The sequence below is a fragment of the Serratia sp. CY32780 genome, assembly GCF_052169135.1.
Classification (GTDB): Bacteria; Pseudomonadota; Gammaproteobacteria; order Enterobacterales; family Enterobacteriaceae; genus Serratia; species Serratia sarumanii.
Map to the genome: position 1 here is coordinate 138857 of NZ_JBJNLI010000001.1, position 16740 is coordinate 155596.

16 protein-coding genes are annotated in these 16740 nt (G+C 59.3%); 8 read left to right on the top strand and 8 right to left on the bottom strand.

The genetic code is table 11. From position 1 onward, the window contains the following. Positions 1-97 precede the first annotated feature (97 nt). From ribH to pgpA, 4 genes are read left to right on the top strand one after another with little or no spacing between them, the layout of a single operon-like run. Positions 98-568: a 6,7-dimethyl-8-ribityllumazine synthase gene (gene ribH, locus ACJ8HH_RS00720; protein WP_033637299.1), complete on the top strand. Its 471-nt coding sequence runs from the start codon at positions 98-100 to the stop codon at positions 566-568. Between the two features lie 20 nt (positions 569-588). Then, positions 589-1005: a transcription antitermination factor NusB gene (gene nusB, locus ACJ8HH_RS00725; RefSeq protein WP_004940384.1), complete on the top strand. Its 417-nt coding sequence runs from the start codon at positions 589-591 to the stop codon at positions 1003-1005. 51 nt (positions 1006-1056) lie between these two features. Then, on the top strand, positions 1057-2049 hold the full coding sequence (gene thiL / locus ACJ8HH_RS00730; RefSeq protein WP_089187009.1) for a thiamine-phosphate kinase: 993 nt from the start codon (positions 1057-1059) through the stop codon (positions 2047-2049). Continuing rightward, positions 2042-2536 carry a phosphatidylglycerophosphatase A gene (gene pgpA, locus ACJ8HH_RS00735; RefSeq protein ID WP_033634010.1) on the top strand — a complete coding sequence of 165 codons (495 nt, stop codon included), beginning with the start codon at positions 2042-2044 and terminating at the stop codon, positions 2534-2536. Before thiL ends, pgpA begins: the two co-directional genes overlap by 8 nt. 32 nt (positions 2537-2568) lie before the next feature. Here pgpA and ACJ8HH_RS00740 read toward each other — a convergent pair whose 3' ends face one another. The 4 genes from ACJ8HH_RS00740 to xseB form a co-directional block, all read right to left on the bottom strand. Beyond that, entirely contained in the window at positions 2569-3543 is a 975-nt protein-coding gene (locus ACJ8HH_RS00740) for an aldo/keto reductase (RefSeq protein ID WP_033637302.1), read from the bottom strand. Between the two features lie 108 nt (positions 3544-3651). Continuing rightward, positions 3652-5517, bottom strand: coding sequence for a 1-deoxy-D-xylulose-5-phosphate synthase (gene dxs, locus ACJ8HH_RS00745; RefSeq protein WP_033637303.1), 1866 nt, complete (start codon positions 5515-5517; stop codon positions 3652-3654). Positions 5518-5551: 34 nt separating this feature from the next. Beyond that, positions 5552-6472 carry a (2E,6E)-farnesyl diphosphate synthase gene (ispA, locus tag ACJ8HH_RS00750; protein ID WP_033637304.1) on the bottom strand — a complete coding sequence of 307 codons (921 nt, stop codon included), beginning with the start codon at positions 6470-6472 and terminating at the stop codon, positions 5552-5554. Positions 6473-6477: 5 nt separating this feature from the next. Continuing rightward, a complete protein-coding gene (gene xseB, locus ACJ8HH_RS00755) occupies positions 6478-6741 on the bottom strand; it encodes an exodeoxyribonuclease VII small subunit (protein ID WP_015376838.1) in 264 nt (87 codons plus the stop codon). Positions 6742-6901: 160 nt separating this feature from the next. Here xseB and thiI point away from each other — a divergent pair, with 160 nt between their 5' ends. The 3 genes from thiI to ACJ8HH_RS00770 all read left to right on the top strand — a co-directional run bounded on the left by thiI (position 6902) and on the right by ACJ8HH_RS00770 (position 12039). After that, positions 6902-8350 (top strand): tRNA uracil 4-sulfurtransferase ThiI, encoded by a 1449-nt coding sequence (gene thiI, locus ACJ8HH_RS00760; RefSeq protein ID WP_033637305.1) that lies wholly within the window; start codon positions 6902-6904, stop codon positions 8348-8350. A gap of 450 nt (positions 8351-8800) precedes the next feature. Beyond that, entirely contained in the window at positions 8801-10378 is a 1578-nt protein-coding gene (locus ACJ8HH_RS00765; protein WP_052210563.1) for a filamentous hemagglutinin N-terminal domain-containing protein, read from the top strand. 44 nt (positions 10379-10422) lie between these two features. Continuing rightward, positions 10423-12039 (top strand): ShlB/FhaC/HecB family hemolysin secretion/activation protein, encoded by a 1617-nt coding sequence (locus tag ACJ8HH_RS00770; RefSeq protein WP_039566995.1) that lies wholly within the window; start codon positions 10423-10425, stop codon positions 12037-12039. Positions 12040-12085: 46 nt separating this feature from the next. Here the strand turns inward: ACJ8HH_RS00770 and yajL are convergent, their stop codons facing one another. Both yajL and panE read right to left on the bottom strand, forming a co-directional pair. Beyond that, positions 12086-12688, bottom strand: coding sequence for a protein deglycase YajL (gene yajL, locus ACJ8HH_RS00775; protein ID WP_033647310.1), 603 nt, complete (start codon positions 12686-12688; stop codon positions 12086-12088). After that, positions 12651-13562 (bottom strand): 2-dehydropantoate 2-reductase, encoded by a 912-nt coding sequence (panE, locus tag ACJ8HH_RS00780; RefSeq protein ID WP_033647309.1) that lies wholly within the window; start codon positions 13560-13562, stop codon positions 12651-12653. The genes yajL and panE overlap by 38 nt, the downstream gene beginning before the upstream one ends. A gap of 182 nt (positions 13563-13744) precedes the next feature. Between panE and ACJ8HH_RS00785 the strand changes: the two genes are divergently transcribed. After that, positions 13745-14236, top strand: a complete 492-nt coding sequence (locus ACJ8HH_RS00785) for a YajQ family cyclic di-GMP-binding protein (RefSeq protein WP_004940373.1) — start codon at positions 13745-13747, stop codon at positions 14234-14236. A 34-nt stretch (positions 14237-14270) separates the two neighbouring features. Here ACJ8HH_RS00785 and ACJ8HH_RS00790 read toward each other — a convergent pair whose 3' ends face one another. Both ACJ8HH_RS00790 and cyoE read right to left on the bottom strand, forming a co-directional pair. Further along, positions 14271-15635 carry an MFS transporter gene (locus ACJ8HH_RS00790; protein WP_033647308.1) on the bottom strand — a complete coding sequence of 455 codons (1365 nt, stop codon included), beginning with the start codon at positions 15633-15635 and terminating at the stop codon, positions 14271-14273. A 198-nt stretch (positions 15636-15833) separates the two neighbouring features. Next, entirely contained in the window at positions 15834-16724 is an 891-nt protein-coding gene (gene cyoE, locus ACJ8HH_RS00795; RefSeq protein ID WP_019454196.1) for a heme o synthase, read from the bottom strand. Positions 16725-16740: the final 16 nt, after the last annotated feature.

A 16740-nucleotide genomic window follows, 5' to 3' on the forward strand; every position in this document is an offset into this window, starting at 1 on the left:
CGTGCGCCGGTTTTACAAAAGCGCCGCGCAGGCGATGAAAGAATATGATAGAATCCGCCCCCCTGCGGGGTATTGAACCCATTTTTAAGGAAAGCCCATGAAAGTTATCGAAGGTGTTGTTGCTACTCCAAAGGCCCGTGTGGCGATCGCAATTGCACGTTTTAACAATTTCATCAACGACAGCCTGCTGGAAGGCGCGATCGACGCGTTGAAACGCATTGGTCAGGTTGCTGACGACAACATCACCGTTGTCTGGGTCCCGGGCGCTTACGAGCTGCCGCTGACGGCGAGCGTATTGGCCAAAACCGGCAAATACGACGCGGTTATCGCGCTGGGCACCGTTATCCGTGGGGGCACCGCGCACTTCGAATATGTGGCGGGCGAAGCCAGCTCCGGCATCGGCAACGTTGCGATGAATGCCGAAATCCCGGTTGCTTTTGGCGTGCTGACCACCGAAAGCATCGAGCAGGCGATCGAACGCGCCGGCACCAAAGCGGGCAACAAGGGCGCTGAAGCCGCGCTGACCGCACTTGAAATGATTAATGTTATCAAAGCTATTAAAGCCTGAATTTAGTTAAGGGGAATTCCGTGAAACCTGCTGCTCGTCGCCGCGCTCGTGAGTGCGCTGTTCAAGCGCTTTACTCTTGGCAGTTGTCTAAAAACGACCTTGCCGATGTTGAACACCAGTTCCTGACGGAGCAGGATGTCAAAGATGTTGACGTCGCCTATTTTCGCGAGTTGCTGTCCGGCGCGGCAGTGAATGCAGGTATGCTGGACGAACTGATGGCGCCTTACCTGTCGCGTCAGCTCGAAGAGCTGGGCCAGGTGGAGCGCGCGGTGCTGCGCGTCGCGCTGTTTGAACTGAAAATGCGCGAGGATGTCCCTTACAAGGTGGCGATCAACGAAGCGATCGAACTGGCGAAAACCTTCGGCGCGGAAGACAGCCACAAGTTTGTGAATGGGGTGCTGGATAAAGTGGCACCAACCCTTCGCAAGAAAAAGTAAAACATTAAGGCCGGTATTCCCGGCCTTAATTTCTTCTAGTGGAATATCGATATGGCATGCGGCGAATTTGACCTCATTGCCCGCTATTTTGACCGGTTCAAGCGTGTGCGCCGGGATGTACAGTTGGGCATTGGAGATGACTGCGCACTGCTGGCAGTGCCGGAAAAACAGCTGGTGGCCGTCAGTACCGATACGCTGGTGGCGGGCATGCACTTTCTGCCGGACATCGATCCGGCCGATCTCGGCTATAAGGCGTTGGCGGTCAATCTGAGCGATCTGGCGGCGATGGGCGCCGATCCGGCCTGGCTTTCGCTGGCGCTGACCCTGCCTGAAGTGAACGAATCCTGGCTGAAGGCCTTCAGCGACAGCCTGTTCGATCAGCTCAACTATTACGGCATGCAGCTGATCGGCGGCGATACCACGCGCGGGCCGCTGAGCATGACGCTGACCATCCAGGGGCTGATCCCGGCCGGCCGGGCGCTGACTCGCAGCGGCGCGCGCATCGGCGACTGGATCTATGTGACCGGCACGCTGGGCGACAGCGCCGCCGGGTTGGCGATCCTGCAGGATCGTTTGGCGGTGACGGAAACGACGGCGCGCGATTATTTGGTCGCTCGCCATCTGCGGCCGCAGCCGCGGGTGTTGCAGGGGCAGGCGCTGCGCGATCTGGCCAGCTCGGCGATCGACATCTCCGACGGCCTGATTTCCGATCTGAAGCATATCCTTAAGGCCAGCGACTGTGGCGCACGCATCGTGCTGGACGAGCTGCCGATGTCGCAGGCGCTGAGCAGCCACGCCGATGCCGAACAGGCGCTGCGCTGGGCGCTGGCGGGCGGTGAAGATTACGAACTGTGCTTCACCGTGCCGGAGATCAACCGCGGCGCGCTGGAAGTGGCGTTGAGCCACCTCGGGGCCGACTACACCTGTATCGGCCAAATTGGCCCGCTGTCTGAAGGCATCCGCTATTATCGCGACGATGAGGCGGTAGAGCTGGACTGGGCTGGGTTCGATCATTTCAACGCGGAGCCGGGCACCCATGGATGAAGCCAAGCGCCGGCTGCGGATGAGCAATCCGTGGCACCTGCTGGCCACCGGGTTTGGCAGCGGTTTGTCGCCGGTGATGCCGGGCACCATGGGATCGCTGGCGGCGATCCCGTTTTGGCTGCTGCTGATCCAGCTGCCGTGGCAGCTCTACTCGCTGACGGTGATGTTCAGCATCTGCATCGGCGTCTATATTTGCCACCGCACGGCAAAAGACATGAAGGTGCACGATCACGGCAGCATCGTCTGGGACGAGTTCGTCGGCATGTGGATCACGCTGATGGCGCTGCCGGTCAACGACTGGCGCTGGGTCGCCGCCGGTTTCGTTATCTTCCGCATTCTCGACATGTGGAAGCCGTGGCCGATCCGCTGGTTCGACCGCAACGTGCATGGCGGCATGGGCATCATGGTCGACGATATCATCGCCGGCGTGCTGTCTGCCGGCATCATCTACCTGATTGGGCACCACTGGCCGATCGGGCTGTTCTGACAGACGGGCGCGCCGTTTTGCGCCCGCTTCTCTTATTCAAATCCCGTCACCCGATGCGGCACGTAAGCCGTCTCCAGTTCTGCGACCTCTTGCGGCGACAAACTCAAATCGACCGCGGCGATGGCGTCATCCAACTGCTCGCTGCGTGAAGCGCCGACGATCGGCGCGCTGACCGCCGGCTTGTTCAGCAGCCAGGCCAGCGCGATCTGCGCGCGTGAAACGCCGCGTTCGTCGGCGAGGCTGGCGACGCGCTCGGCGATAATGGCGTCGATGCCTTCAGTTTCCTCGTACAGGCTCTTGCCGAACTGGTCGGAAACCAGCCGCGCGGTGGTTTCGCCCCAGGGGCGGGTCAGGCGGCCGCGCGCCAGCGGGCTCCACGGCAGCACGGCGATGCCTTCGGCGGTACACAGCGGATGCATTTCGCGCTCTTCTTCGCGCTGGATCAGGTTGTATTGATCCTGCATGCTAACAAAGCGCGTCCAGCCGTGCAGATCGGCGGTATACAGCGCCTTGGCGAACTGCCAGGCGTACATTGAGGAGGCGCCGATGTAACGCGCCTTGCCGGCTTTCACCACGTCGTGCAGCGCTTCCAGCGTCTCTTCCAGCGGCGTTTCGTAATCCCAGCGGTGGATCTGCAGCAAATCGACATAGTCGGTGCCGAGACGGCGCAGGCTGTCGTCGATGGATTGCATGATGTTGGCGCGCGACAAACCGCGCTCCAGGTTGCTCAGCGGGAAATACACCTTGGTGGCGACCACCACGTCTTCGCGGCGCGCATAGTCGCGCAGCGCCCGGCCGAGGATCTCCTCGCTGCTGCCGTCGGAATAGCTGTTGGCGGTATCGAAAAAGTTGATGCCGGCTTCCAGCGCCTGTTTCAGCAGCGGGCGGCTGCTCTCTTCCGGCAGCGTCCAGGCGTGATTGCCGCGGTTCGGTTCGCCGTAGGTCATGCAACCCAGGCAGATGCGCGAGACGTTCAGATCGGTGTTGCCCAGTTTCAGGTACTTCATACTTGCCTCCCATTCGAAAGCTCAGACAGTAACTGTAGCGCGGATCCCGGAGGGCGGAAACGAAAACGCCCCCGAGAGCGGAGGCGTTTTTTCAGGCGCGAGTGGCGATTACTGCGCCAGCCAGGTTTCGATTTGGCGCTGAATGCCGGCGGCGTCCAGCCCCAGATCGGCGCGCAGTTCTTCCTGGCTGCCCTGCGAGACAAAACTGTCCGGCAGGCCGAGGTTCAGCACCGGCACCGGACGGCGTTTGGCCATCAGCAGTTCGTTGACGCCGCTGCCGGCGCCGCCCATGATGGCGTTCTCTTCCAGCGTGACCAGCGTTTCATGGCTGGCGGCCAGTTCGAGCACCAGCTGCTCGTCCAGCGGTTTGACGAAGCGCATGTCGACCAGCGTGGCGTTGAGCGCCTCCGCCGCTTGCGCGGCCTCCGGCAGCAGGGTGCCGAAGTTGAGAATGGCGATCTTTTCTCCCTGGCGGCGCACCACGCCTTTGCCGATCGGCAGCAGGTTGAGCGGCTCCAGCGCCGCGCCGGTGCCGGTGCCGCGCGGATAGCGCACGGCGCTCGGGCCGTCGTTGTAGTGATAGCCGGTGTACAGCATCTGGCGGCATTCGTTCTCGTCGCTCGGCGTCATGATCACCATGGTCGGGATGCAGCGCATGAACGACAGATCGAACGCCCCCTGGTGAGTCTGGCCGTCGGCGCCAACGATGCCGCCGCGATCGATGGCGAACATCACCGGCAGGTTTTGGATCGCCACATCGTGGATCAGCTGATCGTAGGCGCGTTGCAGGAAGGTGGAATAGATCGCCACCACCGGCTTGTAGCCGCCGATCGCCAGCCCGGCGGCGAAGGTGACCGCATGCTGCTCGGCGATCGCCACGTCGAAATATTGCTGCGGGTAGTCACGAGAGAACTGCACCATGCCGGAGCCTTCGCGCATCGCCGGCGTGATCGCCATCAGCGAGCTGTCTTTGGCGGCGGTTTCACACAGCCAGTCGCCGAAGATTTTCGAATAGGTCGGCAGACCGCCGGCGCTTTTCGGCAGCGTGCCGCTGGCGGGATCGAACTTCGGCACCGCGTGGAAGCTGATCGGATCCTTCTCCGCCGGCGCGTAACCGCGGCCTTTCTTGGTCATGATGTGCAACAGCTGCGGGCCTTTCAGATCGCGCATGTTTTTCAACGTGGCGACCAGCCCCTGCACGTCGTGCCCGTCTACCGGGCCGATATAGTTGAAGCCCAGCTCTTCGAACAGCGTGCCCGGCACCACCATGCCTTTCAGGTGCTCTTCGGTGCGTTTCACCAGCTCCTTGATCGGCGGCACGCCGGCCAGCACTTTCTTGCCGCCTTCGCGCAGGGTGGAGTAAAGCTTGCCGGACAGCAGCTGCGCCAGGTGGTTGTTCAGCGCGCCGACGTTTTCCGAGATCGACATCTCGTTGTCGTTCAGCACCACCAGCATGTCCGGGTTGATGTCGCCGGCGTGGTTCATCGCTTCGAAAGCCATGCCGGCGGTGATGGCGCCGTCGCCGATCACGCACACCGTGCGGCGGCCTTTGCCTTCACGTTCCGCCGCCACCGCCATGCCAAGGCCGGCGCTGATCGAAGTCGACGAGTGGCCGACCGACAGCACGTCGTATTCGCTTTCGGCGCGCCACGGGAAGGGGTGCAGGCCGTTCTTTTGCCGAATGGTGGCGATACGGTCGCGGCGGCCGGTCAGAATTTTGTGCGGGTAGGCCTGGTGGCCGACGTCCCACACCAGATGATCGAACGGCGTGTTGTAGACGAAATGCAACGCCACCGTCAGTTCGACGGTACCCAGCCCGGAGGCAAAGTGGCCGCTGGAGCGACTGACGCTGTTCAGCAGGTATTGCCGCAGCTCATCGCACAGCTTCGGCAAGCTCTCTTTGGGCAGTGAGCGGAGTTCCTCGGGGTTTTCCGCTAGCGCCAGGGTTGGGTATTTGGCTATATCAAGACTCATTCGATACTCATATCAGAGGAGTTAACGTCACACGTTAATTGTCGCGTTCAATAATGAAGCTGGCTAACGCTCGCAATGGCGCTGTGTTATAAGATTGCGCTGCCAAAGTGTCTAATGCAGCTAATGCTTCCTGATAGAGATCCCACGCTTTTGCTTTCGCGCTGTCAAGCCCGAGCAACGCCGGGTAGGTACTCTTTCCGTGTTGTTGGTCCGCTCCCTGGCGCTTGCCGATTTTTTCAGTCTCGCCGACAACGTCCAAAATGTCATCCTGCACCTGGAACGCCAGGCCAACCGCAGCGGCGTAACGATCCAGCTGCGGCAACGCCGCTCGCCCGGCTTCGCCGGCGCTCAGCGCGCCCAGACGCACCGCCGCGCGGATCAGCGCGCCGGTTTTGTGGCGATGGATCTGCTCCAGCGCCTGCAGGTCCACGCGTTTGCCTTCGGCTTCCAGATCCAGCGATTGGCCGCCGCACATGCCGGCTACACCGCTGGCGGTCGCCAGTTCAGAGACCATCGCCAGCCGATCGCGCAGGGCCACGTCGGGCATTTCAGCATCGGCCAGGATCGAAAACGCCAGCGTTTGCAGCGCATCGCCGGCCAGGATCGCGTTGGCTTCGCCGAATTTAATGTGGCAGGTCGGCTGGCCGCGGCGCAGATCGTCGTCGTCCATCGCCGGCAGATCGTCGTGGATCAGCGAGTAGGCGTGAATGCATTCCACCGCCGCCGCCGGCGCGTCCAGGTTGGCCAGCGACACGCCGAACATCTGGCCGGTGGTGTAGACCAGGAACGGGCGCAAGCGCTTGCCGCCCAGCAAGGCGCCATGACGCATCGCCGCCACCATATTGCCGTCGTTGAACGGCAGTGGGGCGATGAAGTCCAGCAGCGCGCGATCGGCGCGCTGGCGGAAAATCTGCAGTTGATCGGCAAAAGCGGCCGCTGGGGCGATCTCAGACATGTCGGTTACTCGGCATCCGGTGTGAAAGGCGCCAGCGCCGCGTCGTCGGCGCTGTCGTTAAGAAGTATCTGCACACGCTGTTCCGCTTGTTGCAGTTTCTGCTGGCCCTGACGCGCCAGCTGCACGCCGCGTTCGAATTCGTTCAGCGCGTCTTCCAGCGGCAGTTCTCCTGATTCCAGACGCGTCACGATGCTTTCCAGCTCGCCGAGGGCGCTTTCAAAGCTGGCTGTTTGCTCTGTACTGGCTGATTGTGCTGGTTTTTTCGGCATAATTTTCTTTTTACGTCATCATGTGAACCGTGGCGCCAGAGCCTATCCTAGCGGATCTTGATTAGCAAATCATGGCGCTCATGTGTGGTTTTGTGCGCAGAGCGCGGCGATATGGTGATATACTCCGCGCCGTAATTCTTATCTGACAACAAAGACCGCCATGAAGTTTATCATTAAATTGTTCCCGGAAATCACCATCAAGAGCCAATCTGTGCGCTTGCGCTTTATCAAGATTCTCTCGACCAATATTCGCAACGTCCTGAAGCAGTATGATGAAACGCTGGCGGTTGTCCGTCACTGGGATCATATCGAAGTTCGCGCCAAAGATGAAAACCAGCGGCCGGTCATCGCCGACGCCCTGACGCGCATTCCCGGCATCCACCATATTCTGGAAGTGGAAGATCGCGCTTATACCGATATCCACCACATCTTCGAGCAGACGCTGGAAGCCTACCGCGCCCAGCTGGAAGGCAAAACCTTCTGCGTGCGCGTCAAGCGCCGCGGCAAGCAGGCGTTCAACTCGCAGGACGTGGAGCGCTATGTCGGCGGCGGTCTGAACCAGCATATCGAGAGCGCGCGCGTTAACCTGACCCGCCCGCAGGTTACGGTAAACCTGGAGATCGAAGACGACAAGCTGATGCTGGTCAAACGCCGCCTCGAAGGCATCGGCGGTTACCCGGTCGGCACCCAGGAAGACGTAATGTCGCTGATTTCCGGCGGTTTCGACTCGGGCGTGTCCAGCTACATGCTGATGCGTCGCGGCTGCCGCGTGCACTTTTGCTTTTTCAACCTGGGCGGCGCCGCGCACGAGATCGGCGTGAAGCAGGTGGCGCACTACCTGTGGAATCGCTTCGCCAGCTCGCACAAGGTGCGCTTCGTCGCCATCGATTTCGAGCCGGTGGTGGGTGAGATCCTGGAGAAGATTGACGACGGCCAGATGGGCGTGGTGCTCAAGCGCATGATGGTGCGCGCCGCTTCGCAAGTGGCCGAACGCTACGGCGTGCAGGCGCTGGTGACCGGCGAAGCGTTGGGGCAGGTCTCCAGCCAGACGCTGACCAACCTGCGCTTGATCGACAACGCGTCCGATACCCTGATCCTGCGTCCGCTGATCTCGCACGATAAAGAGCACATCATCAAGCTGGCGCGCGAAATCGGCACCGAAGACTTCGCCAAAACCATGCCGGAATACTGCGGCGTGATTTCGAAGAGCCCGACGGTGAAAGCCGTCAAGGCCAAGATCGAAGAGGAAGAGAGCCACTTCGATTTCAGCATTCTCGACCGGGTGGTGAGCGAAGCGAAGAACGTCGATATCCGCTCCATCGCCGAGCAGGCGCAGGAGCAGGTGACCGAGGTCGAAACCGTCGCGGCCTTCGGCGCCGACGAGGTGATCCTGGATATCCGCTCCAACGACGAGCAGGAAGAGAAGCCGCTGCAGCTGGAACAGGTTGAAGTGAAAGCGCTGCCGTTCTACAAGCTGAGCACCCAGTTCGGCGATCTGGATCAGAGCAAAACCTACCTGCTGTACTGCGAGCGCGGCGTGATGAGCCGCCTGCAGGCGCTGTACCTGCTGGAGCAAGGCTTCAGCAACGTGAAGGTTTATCGTCCGTAATTTATCCGCCGGCGTCGCCAGACGCCGGCCGTTTTCTTTCAAAGCGCATTTTCCCGCCAAATAACCCTGCTTATTACGCCGTTTTTTAAATAATACACTTAACTTGGCTTTTGTTTTTATTAAAATCACTTCAGTCAATATATTAAATATCTATTGATTTTTTTATTTGATGGTATGGATATTATTGTTATCGAACGCTGGCAGCCCTGTCGGTGTTTATCTGCAGATTCCCTATTGAAATTGTGTTTTGGCATTTGATTGCGCATATTTTTTCTCTTACTGTGCAAATTATATTTTTGCTGAGCATAGGCCATTCGTATTTTATGGTTATCAGGGTAATGCACATTGCAAAGGAGGATATCCCTATGGCCATTAATGTTTTTCGCCATTAGTCTGAACGTCAGTTAATGGTTGGCAGGGATGGACAACGTTATTTAAGGAGAGCGATTAATGAAAATGAATAAGACGACATTGCTGTTGTCGGCAGCGGCGTTGCTGTTGCCCAGCGCGCCGCTGTTGGCGCAAATAGCACCTCAGGCGGGGGGCGCATCGGTTGACCATATCAATCAGGTGCCGGTGGTGAATATCAATCGTGCGGGTGCGGACGGTGTCTCGCATAACGTTTACACGCAGTTCGACGTTGGCGCTCAGGGCGCTATTTTAAATAACAGCCTTGCGGGCGCGAATACGTCATTGGCCGGAACCGTTGCGGGGAACGCTCAGTTAGAGGGTCGTGCAGCTAAGGTAATTCTGAATGAAGTGAATTCGGCAAATAAAAGTATTTTGAAGGGGGTGGTAGAAGTCGCCGGGCAACGTGCCGATGTTGTCATTGCCAATAAATCCGGCATTACCTGCAACGGTTGCGGTTTTATTAATGCCCGCAACGGCGTATTAACTACCGCCGATTTGCAGTTCAAGGACGGCGCTTTTAACGGCTTCCACGTTAATCAAGGCAATATTCGAGTCGAGGGGGAGGGCTTGACGAAGGGAGATGTCGATTATACGGCTGTTATTGCGCGCACGGCGGAAATCAGCGCGGCGGTTCATGCGGACGCCCTGTTAGTCTCGGCGGGGAAAAAAACGGTTTCGGCAGATCTATCCCGCTTCAATAGCGTTGAAGCGTCTAAAGATAAGCCTGAAGTATTGATCGACGTCGCCGAGTTGGGGGGAATGTATGCCAACAAGATTAGGCTGGTCGCCAATGAAAACGGCGTAGGCGTCAATAGCGGCAATGCCAATGGGGCGGGCTCCAACGCCGGCGCCGCGTTGAACAATGTCAGCATCGTCAGTATCCAAACCGACGCGGGAAGTGATGAACGCGTGCAAATCGACAACGGCGCTCAAAACGTATCTCGCGCTTCCGTCGGTATCGCCAACCGCGGTCAGATTCAGGCGAAAAACGGTGGCGCCGACATCAGTACCGACTCGCTGGTCAATCAAGGAAATATCGCTTCACAGGGGCAATTGAACATCAGCGCTACCCGGCTGCAAAATGAAAAGAACGTGAGTGCGCGTTCGGCCTCCCTGACGGCAACGCAGCTGGACAATATCGGCCGCATCGAGGGCGGGGCAATACGGCTGAATGCGACCCAACTGAACAATCGCGGCAGCGTCAAAACGCAAAACGGCGCGCTGACACTGCGGGCGACCCGCGTCGACAATACCGGCGGCATTCAATCCGCGCAGGCTTTACAACTCAACGCCACCAGCTTGTTCAACGCCGGCAATGGCGTGATCGAAGCCCAAAACGGTGCGGCGATCCAGGGAACGTCCATCACCAACCGCGGGAGCATCGTTTCTCGCGCTTCTTCCATCAGCTTGTCGGACACCAGTTTCAGCAACTACGGCAGGATTGAAGCCTATGGCGATATCAGCCATCGCGGCGTCTCTTTCAACAACTCAGGCACGATGTGCTCCACGTCCGGCGCGGTCACCAACAACGGCCACGACATCAACAAGCCTGCGAATAGCTGGGGTTGGGGATACGGCGGTTTCGGCTGGCCTTACGGTTGGTCTTATTGGATGTGACAAACGTTTCCCCCACCCAAGGGTGGGGGAATGGATGAGAGAGCATGAAAAGGGAATGTCTTATTCTTTGTCTGGGCGTGCTGTTCAGCTGTTGCAGCCGCGCTGAAGCCACGCCGGCGCCGGCCAAACAACGCGTTAGCCAGGAAAGCCTCATCGGCGATACGCAACGCAAACTGTTACCGTCCACCCCTCCTGTTTTGTCGCCGCAGCCGGAGCAAAATGCGCAAGCGGACATATTTATCAGCGAATCTCCGTGTTGGATGATCGATAAAGTCGAAACGGCGACGGCGCCGCTACGCCTCACGGCTTTCAAACAGTTGGCGCATACGGCCCGTGGCCGCTGTATGGGGGATAAAGGGTTGGCGAGGTTGCGCAAAAAGCTGCAAAACGCGCTGATAGCGCAAGGTTATATCACTTCGCGGGTGCAGCTCGACGTTCAAGAGGTACCGACAGGGATACTGAAGGTACGTGTGCATTATGGCCGCATCGGTCAGCTGAAAATGCAGGCGGGCAGCAGCGCCTATTTCCGCCCCGATGCGCTTTTTCCCATTGCGGCCGGCGATGTGCTGAATTTGCGTAGTATCGAGCAAGGGCTGGAGAACATGGGGGGGATACCGGGCGTCATCAGCGATATCCGCATTGCTCCGGGCGAACGAGCTGGCGAAAGCGATATCGAGATCCTGCGCCAACAGGATAAATATTGGCGTTTTACCGCCTGGGCGGATGACGCCGGCGTTCGTTCTACGGGGCGTTATCAGACCGGCGGCGCGCTGTATCTCGATAATCTGACCGCATTGGGCGACGTTTTATACCTGTCGATGGCGCGCAGCATTCTGGCGCCGCCGGGCAAAGGCAATGAAAGCCGCGCCCTGTACTATAGCTTGCCTTGGGGATACTGGCGCTTCAGCGCGTTGGGCGGAGACAGCCGCTATCACCAGACTTTCGCCGGCAACTTCACCGATTATCGCTATAACGGCCGTTCGCAGTATTGGGGGCTGCAGGCTGACTATACGTTGGCGCGCGGGATGAATGAGAAAACGTCGTTGAATGCGCAACTGCTGCAACGTCATTACCGCTATTACCTCAATGACACGGAGATTGCCTTGCAGAGCGCACGGCTAACCAGCCTGAAGCTGGGCGCCAGCCATCTTTATTATGGCGCCCGTACGCAAATCGCGCTGACCGCCGACGCCCTTGCCGGCGTCGGGAAGGGGAGCTCACATGCCGAACAGCAGCTGCGAGCGGGCGGCAGTATGCTGAAACCCTTCAATGCATTTGGTCATCGTCTGCGTTATCTCGGGGAGTTATCGGGGCAATGGGCAAGCGCCGCACAGCCGATCCAGGATAAGTCGTTTATCGGCGACCGTTCTACGGTGCGCGGGTTTAGCGGCGATAGCAAATTGATCGGCAGCAGCGGAGGGTATCTGCGCAATACGCTGACGCTGGAACGTGACATGCTGCAACCCTATATTGGATTCGACTATGGGCAGTTGGCCAAACAACAGGGGGAAGGCGGCCAGTTGGCGGGGAGCGTCATTGGCCTGCAGGTGAATCAGGGGCGTTTTGCTGCGGACATTTTCGCCGGCACGCCGGTGATCAAACCCGGCGCGCTGCCGAGTGAGCGTCTGGTTTTGGGCTTCTCCAGCCAGCTCAGTTTTTGACGCGATACGGGGCGCGGATCTGCGCCCCGTGTTTACGATCGCTGATTCAGTTTTCTTCACTGTCGCGATAATCGTACATCCCGGGGATCAGCACCAGCTGCGCGGCGATCTCCGCCGCCTTGGCCTTGCCGAGCAGCAGGTCTATCAGCTTCAGCGCGAACTCCATCGCGGTACCCGGCCCCTGGCTGGTGAGCAGGTTGACGCGCGCGTCGTACACCACGCGGCGCTCCATCCATTTATCCGCCGGTATCTGGTCTTTCAGGCCCGGGAAGCCGGTCATGTTGCCGATCGGGAACAGATCGTGATGCTGCAGCACCAGCGCCGGCGCCGCGCAGATGGCGGCGACGATGTTGCCCTGCAGATGCATCTGCCGCACCTTTTCCACCAGCAGCGGGCTGTCGCGGAAGCATTCTGCGCCTTTCAGGCCGCCGGGCAGTACGATGGCGTCGAACGGCTCATCGACGATCGCCACCAGCGGCGCGTCGGCCAGCAGCTTGACGCCGCGCGAACAGACGATAGTCAGCTCGCCGTCGCCGGCAACGCTGGCGGTAGTGACTTTTACGCCCGCCCGCACCAGCAGATCGAGGGTGGTGACGGCTTCGATTTCTTCGCTACCAGGTGCCAGGCAGACCAGCGCCGATACGCTCATATTCATTTTCCTTTCGTTTAATCAGTTCAAATAGCCGCGCATTCTCCGGCAGCGTGAGGCCGTGGCTGCGCGCGCGGCGCAGCAGGTAACCGGTGATGTAGTCGATCTCGGTGTGCCGCTGGCTGCGGATATCCTGCAGCATCGACGAAACGTTGTCGGCGGTGCTGTGGATCACGTCCATCACGTATTGCATCAGGCCTTCGCAGGAGGTGTGGTAGCCCTCCATCGCCATCACGCTGGCGACTTCACGGCACAGCGTTTCGATCTGCTCCGGGTAGCGCTGCAGATCGCCGTTGCGGCAGCCGTACAGCGCCGTCAGCGGGTTGATCACGCAGTTGACCGCCAGCTTGCGCCAGTTGGCCGAGGCGATGTTGTTGTGCCAGGCGACGTCGGGCAGCGCCTGATGCAGCACTTCCGCCAGGTGGCTGAGGTGTTGGGCGGCCGGCGAGGTGGGGCCGATGTGGGTGATGCCGGTGGCGACGTGAATAATGGTGCTGCCTTCGTGGCGCGCGGCGTGGGTGGTGGTGCCTTGCAGGATCGGCTGGCCGTTCGGCGGCAGCTCCTCCTGGGTGCCCATGCCGTTGTGCAGCAGCAAAATGGCGCACTGGGGGTTCAGCTTCGGCAGCAGCGCGCTGACCGCGCTGGACACCTGCCAGGCTTTCAGCGTCACCAGCAGCAGCTCGCTCTGCGCGAGGTGCTCCGGATCGTTGGTGGGCAAATTGCGATTGAACGAGACGCCTTCCGGCTCTATCACGTTCACGGCGCAAAAAGGCTGAGGCACTCTTAGCCATCCCTGCACATCGTGGCCCTGTTGATACAGCCGGGAGAGCCACAGTTGTCCGAGCGCGCCGCAACCAAGAATGGTTATTTTCATTCAGTCTCCTTGGAAACACGGGAATACCGCTCAATTACCGTGAATTAACTATAGGCTTTATGGCAGCCCGAAGCGCTATCCCTGCGTGCGTTCAGCAGATTTTGTCTGAGGCGGCAAAGCGGTTATCATGCTCGGCATCAAAATCGCCTAAGCTATTAGGCACTCATTCAGGAGGAAGAAGTATGCCATCTTTCGACATCGTTTCCGAAATTGATATGCAGGAAGTGCGTAACGCCGTTGAGAACGCCACCCGCGATCTCGGCACCCGCTGGGATTTTCGCAACGTGCCGGCCAGCTTTGAGCTAAACGAGAAAAACCAAAGCATCAAGGTTGCCACCGAGTCTGATTTCCAGGTGCAGCAGCTGCTCGACATTCTGCGCGAAAAGCTGAGCAAGCGCAGCATCGACGGCGCCGCGCTGGAGATCCCGGAAGAGTTTACCCACAGCGGTAAAACCTACAGCGTGGAAGCCAAGCTGAAGCAGGGGATTGAAACCTCTGTGGCGAAGAAAATCGTCAAGCTGATCAAAGACAGCAAGCTGAAGGTGCAGGCGCAGATCCAGGGCGAAGAAGTGCGGGTGACCGGCAAGTCACGCGACGATTTGCAGAGCGTGATGGCGCTGGTGCGCGGCGGCGATCTGGGGCAGCCGTTCCAGTTCAAGAACTTCCGCGATTAATCTCTACGGGGCCGGCATTGCCGGCCCTGATGCTTTATAGCGAATTGACCAGCGCTTCCAGCTGACCGCGATTGGTCTGCTTGGTATCCACCTTGACGTAGGCGCTGCGCTCTTCCGGCACCACGATCGCTTCGGCCACGCCGGGCTGCGCCTTCAGGCGGCTTTCCAGCGCCGAATCCTTTACCGCCAGTTCCGACAGCGTAATGCGCAGGCTGCTGACATACGGCGGCTCTTTCATGGTGCTGCTGACCAGGAACCAGAGCGCGGCCAACACGGCGCCGGCGATAAACACCAAGCCCGCCCCCTGCAAACCGTACAGCCAGCCGCCGAGGCTGCCGCCGATCGCCACGCCGATAAACTGGCTGGTGGAGTAGACCCCCATTGCGGTGCCCTTATAGCCGGCCGGCGATTCTTTGCTGATCAGCGAAGGCAGAATGGCTTCCATCACGTTGAAGGCCATGAAGAACAGCTGCACGCCGGCGATGATGCCCCACAGGTGCGCGCCGGAGAGCCACAGCAGCACTTCGGCGCAAAACAGCACCGCCACGCAGCCCATAAAGACCTGCTTCATGCGGCGATATTTTTCGGCATAGATGATGAAAGGCACCACGGCGGCGAATGACACCAGCATGGTGACCAGGTAAACGATCCAGTGCTCGCTGGCTGCCAGTCCGGCTTTTTCCATCGCTAGCGGCAGCGCCACGAAGCTCGACATCAGCAGGATATGCAGGCACATGATGCCGAAGTTGAGCTTCAGCAGGCGCGAGTTGCTCAGCACCTTGCGGAAGCTGCCGCGCACGATGCTGGACTCGCGGTTCAGCAGGTGAGTGTCGGCGGAAGGCACCACCGCCAGTGTGATGACAATGCCAGCCAGCGCCAGTACGGCGATCATCCAGAACAGCGCATGCAGGCCTAAGGCGTGGGTGATGATAGGGCCCAATACCATGGCGATGGCGAAGGTGATGCCGAAGCTGACGCCGATAAACGCCATCGCCTTGGTGCGGTTCTGCTCGCGGGTCAGATCGGAGAGCAGCGCCATTACCGCGGCGGCGATGGCGCCTGAGCCTTGTAGCGCGCGGCCGAGGATCACGCCCCAAATCGAGTCGGTAGCGGCGGCGATCACGCTGCCGAGGGCAAAGATCAGCAGGCCGCCGACGATCAGCGGCTTGCGGCCGATGCGATCGGACACCAGGCCGAACGGGATTTGAAACACCGCCTGCGCCAGGCCGTAGATGCCGATGGCGATGCCGATCAGCGCTTCGCTGGCGCCGTTGAGCGCCATGCCGTAGGTGGTCAGCACCGGCAGTACCATAAACATGCCGAGCATGCGCAGGGAGAATACGGTGCCTAATCCCCAGGTGGCGCGGCGCTCCTGCGGGGTCATTGAATTATCGTTCACATCAAACCTCGGTAAAAACCATGCCATCAGACGTTGAGACAGCGCCTGATGGCATGATTTCTGTAAAGTTGCGTCATTTTAGTGTGCAGGGCAGGGGGGGTAAATCGAATGTTGTTTAACAGATATTACAGTTCGGCCGCTTTTCGGCGTGACAAATAAAATGGGCCGCAAAAGCGGCCCATTTACGGATGATTTGGCTTACCAAACGTAGGTCACCAGCGCTTCAGGCGCCGCCGTGGCGCTGAAGTCGATCGACATCATCACGCTCAGCGAGGTAATGGCGACGATGGAGAACACGAACAGTTTACGCGCCCAGACGCTGTCGTTTTCGGTTTTGTAACCGCGCAGCGCCATGCCCAGCCACCAGACGCTCACCGCCGCAGCGACGATCAGGTATTTGTAGCCGGCGTAGCCCACCAGGGTCAGCATCAGCGTGGCGATCATAAATGCCAGGATGTAGACCGTGATGTGGTTCTTGGCGACGGAAATGCCTTTCACCACCGGCAGCACCGGAATGTTGGCCGCCTGGTAATCTTTAAAGCGGAAGATAGCGATCGCATAAGAATGCGGCATCTGCCACAGGCTAAAGATAGCCAGCAGGATCAACGCGCCGGCGTCGAACTCGTTGGTTACCGCGCAGTAGCCGATAACCGGCGGCGCGGCGCCCGACAGGCTGCCGATCAGCGTGCCGTAGACCGAGTGGCGTTTCATGTACAGGCTGTAAACGCCGACATAAACCACGAAGCCCATCACCGCCAGCCACATGGCCAGCGGGTTGGCCGCGATATACAGCAACGCGAAGCCCACAATACCCAGAACGGTCGCATAAACCAGGGTGACACTCGGCGCGATCAGGCCTTTTACCAGCACCCGATTCTTCGTTCTCTCCATTTTCTTGTCGATGTCGCGGTCGATGTAGTTGTTAAACACACAGCCCGACGCGACCACCAACGAGACACCCACCAGGGTGGCGAGAAACAGGGGATAGTCGATGCTCCCTTTGGAAGCGAGCAGGAATCCCCCAACGACAGAAATTAAATTGCCGAAAATAATTCCTGGTTTAGTGACTTGCAGGTATTGCTTAATCATCACGTGCAGCTCAGCT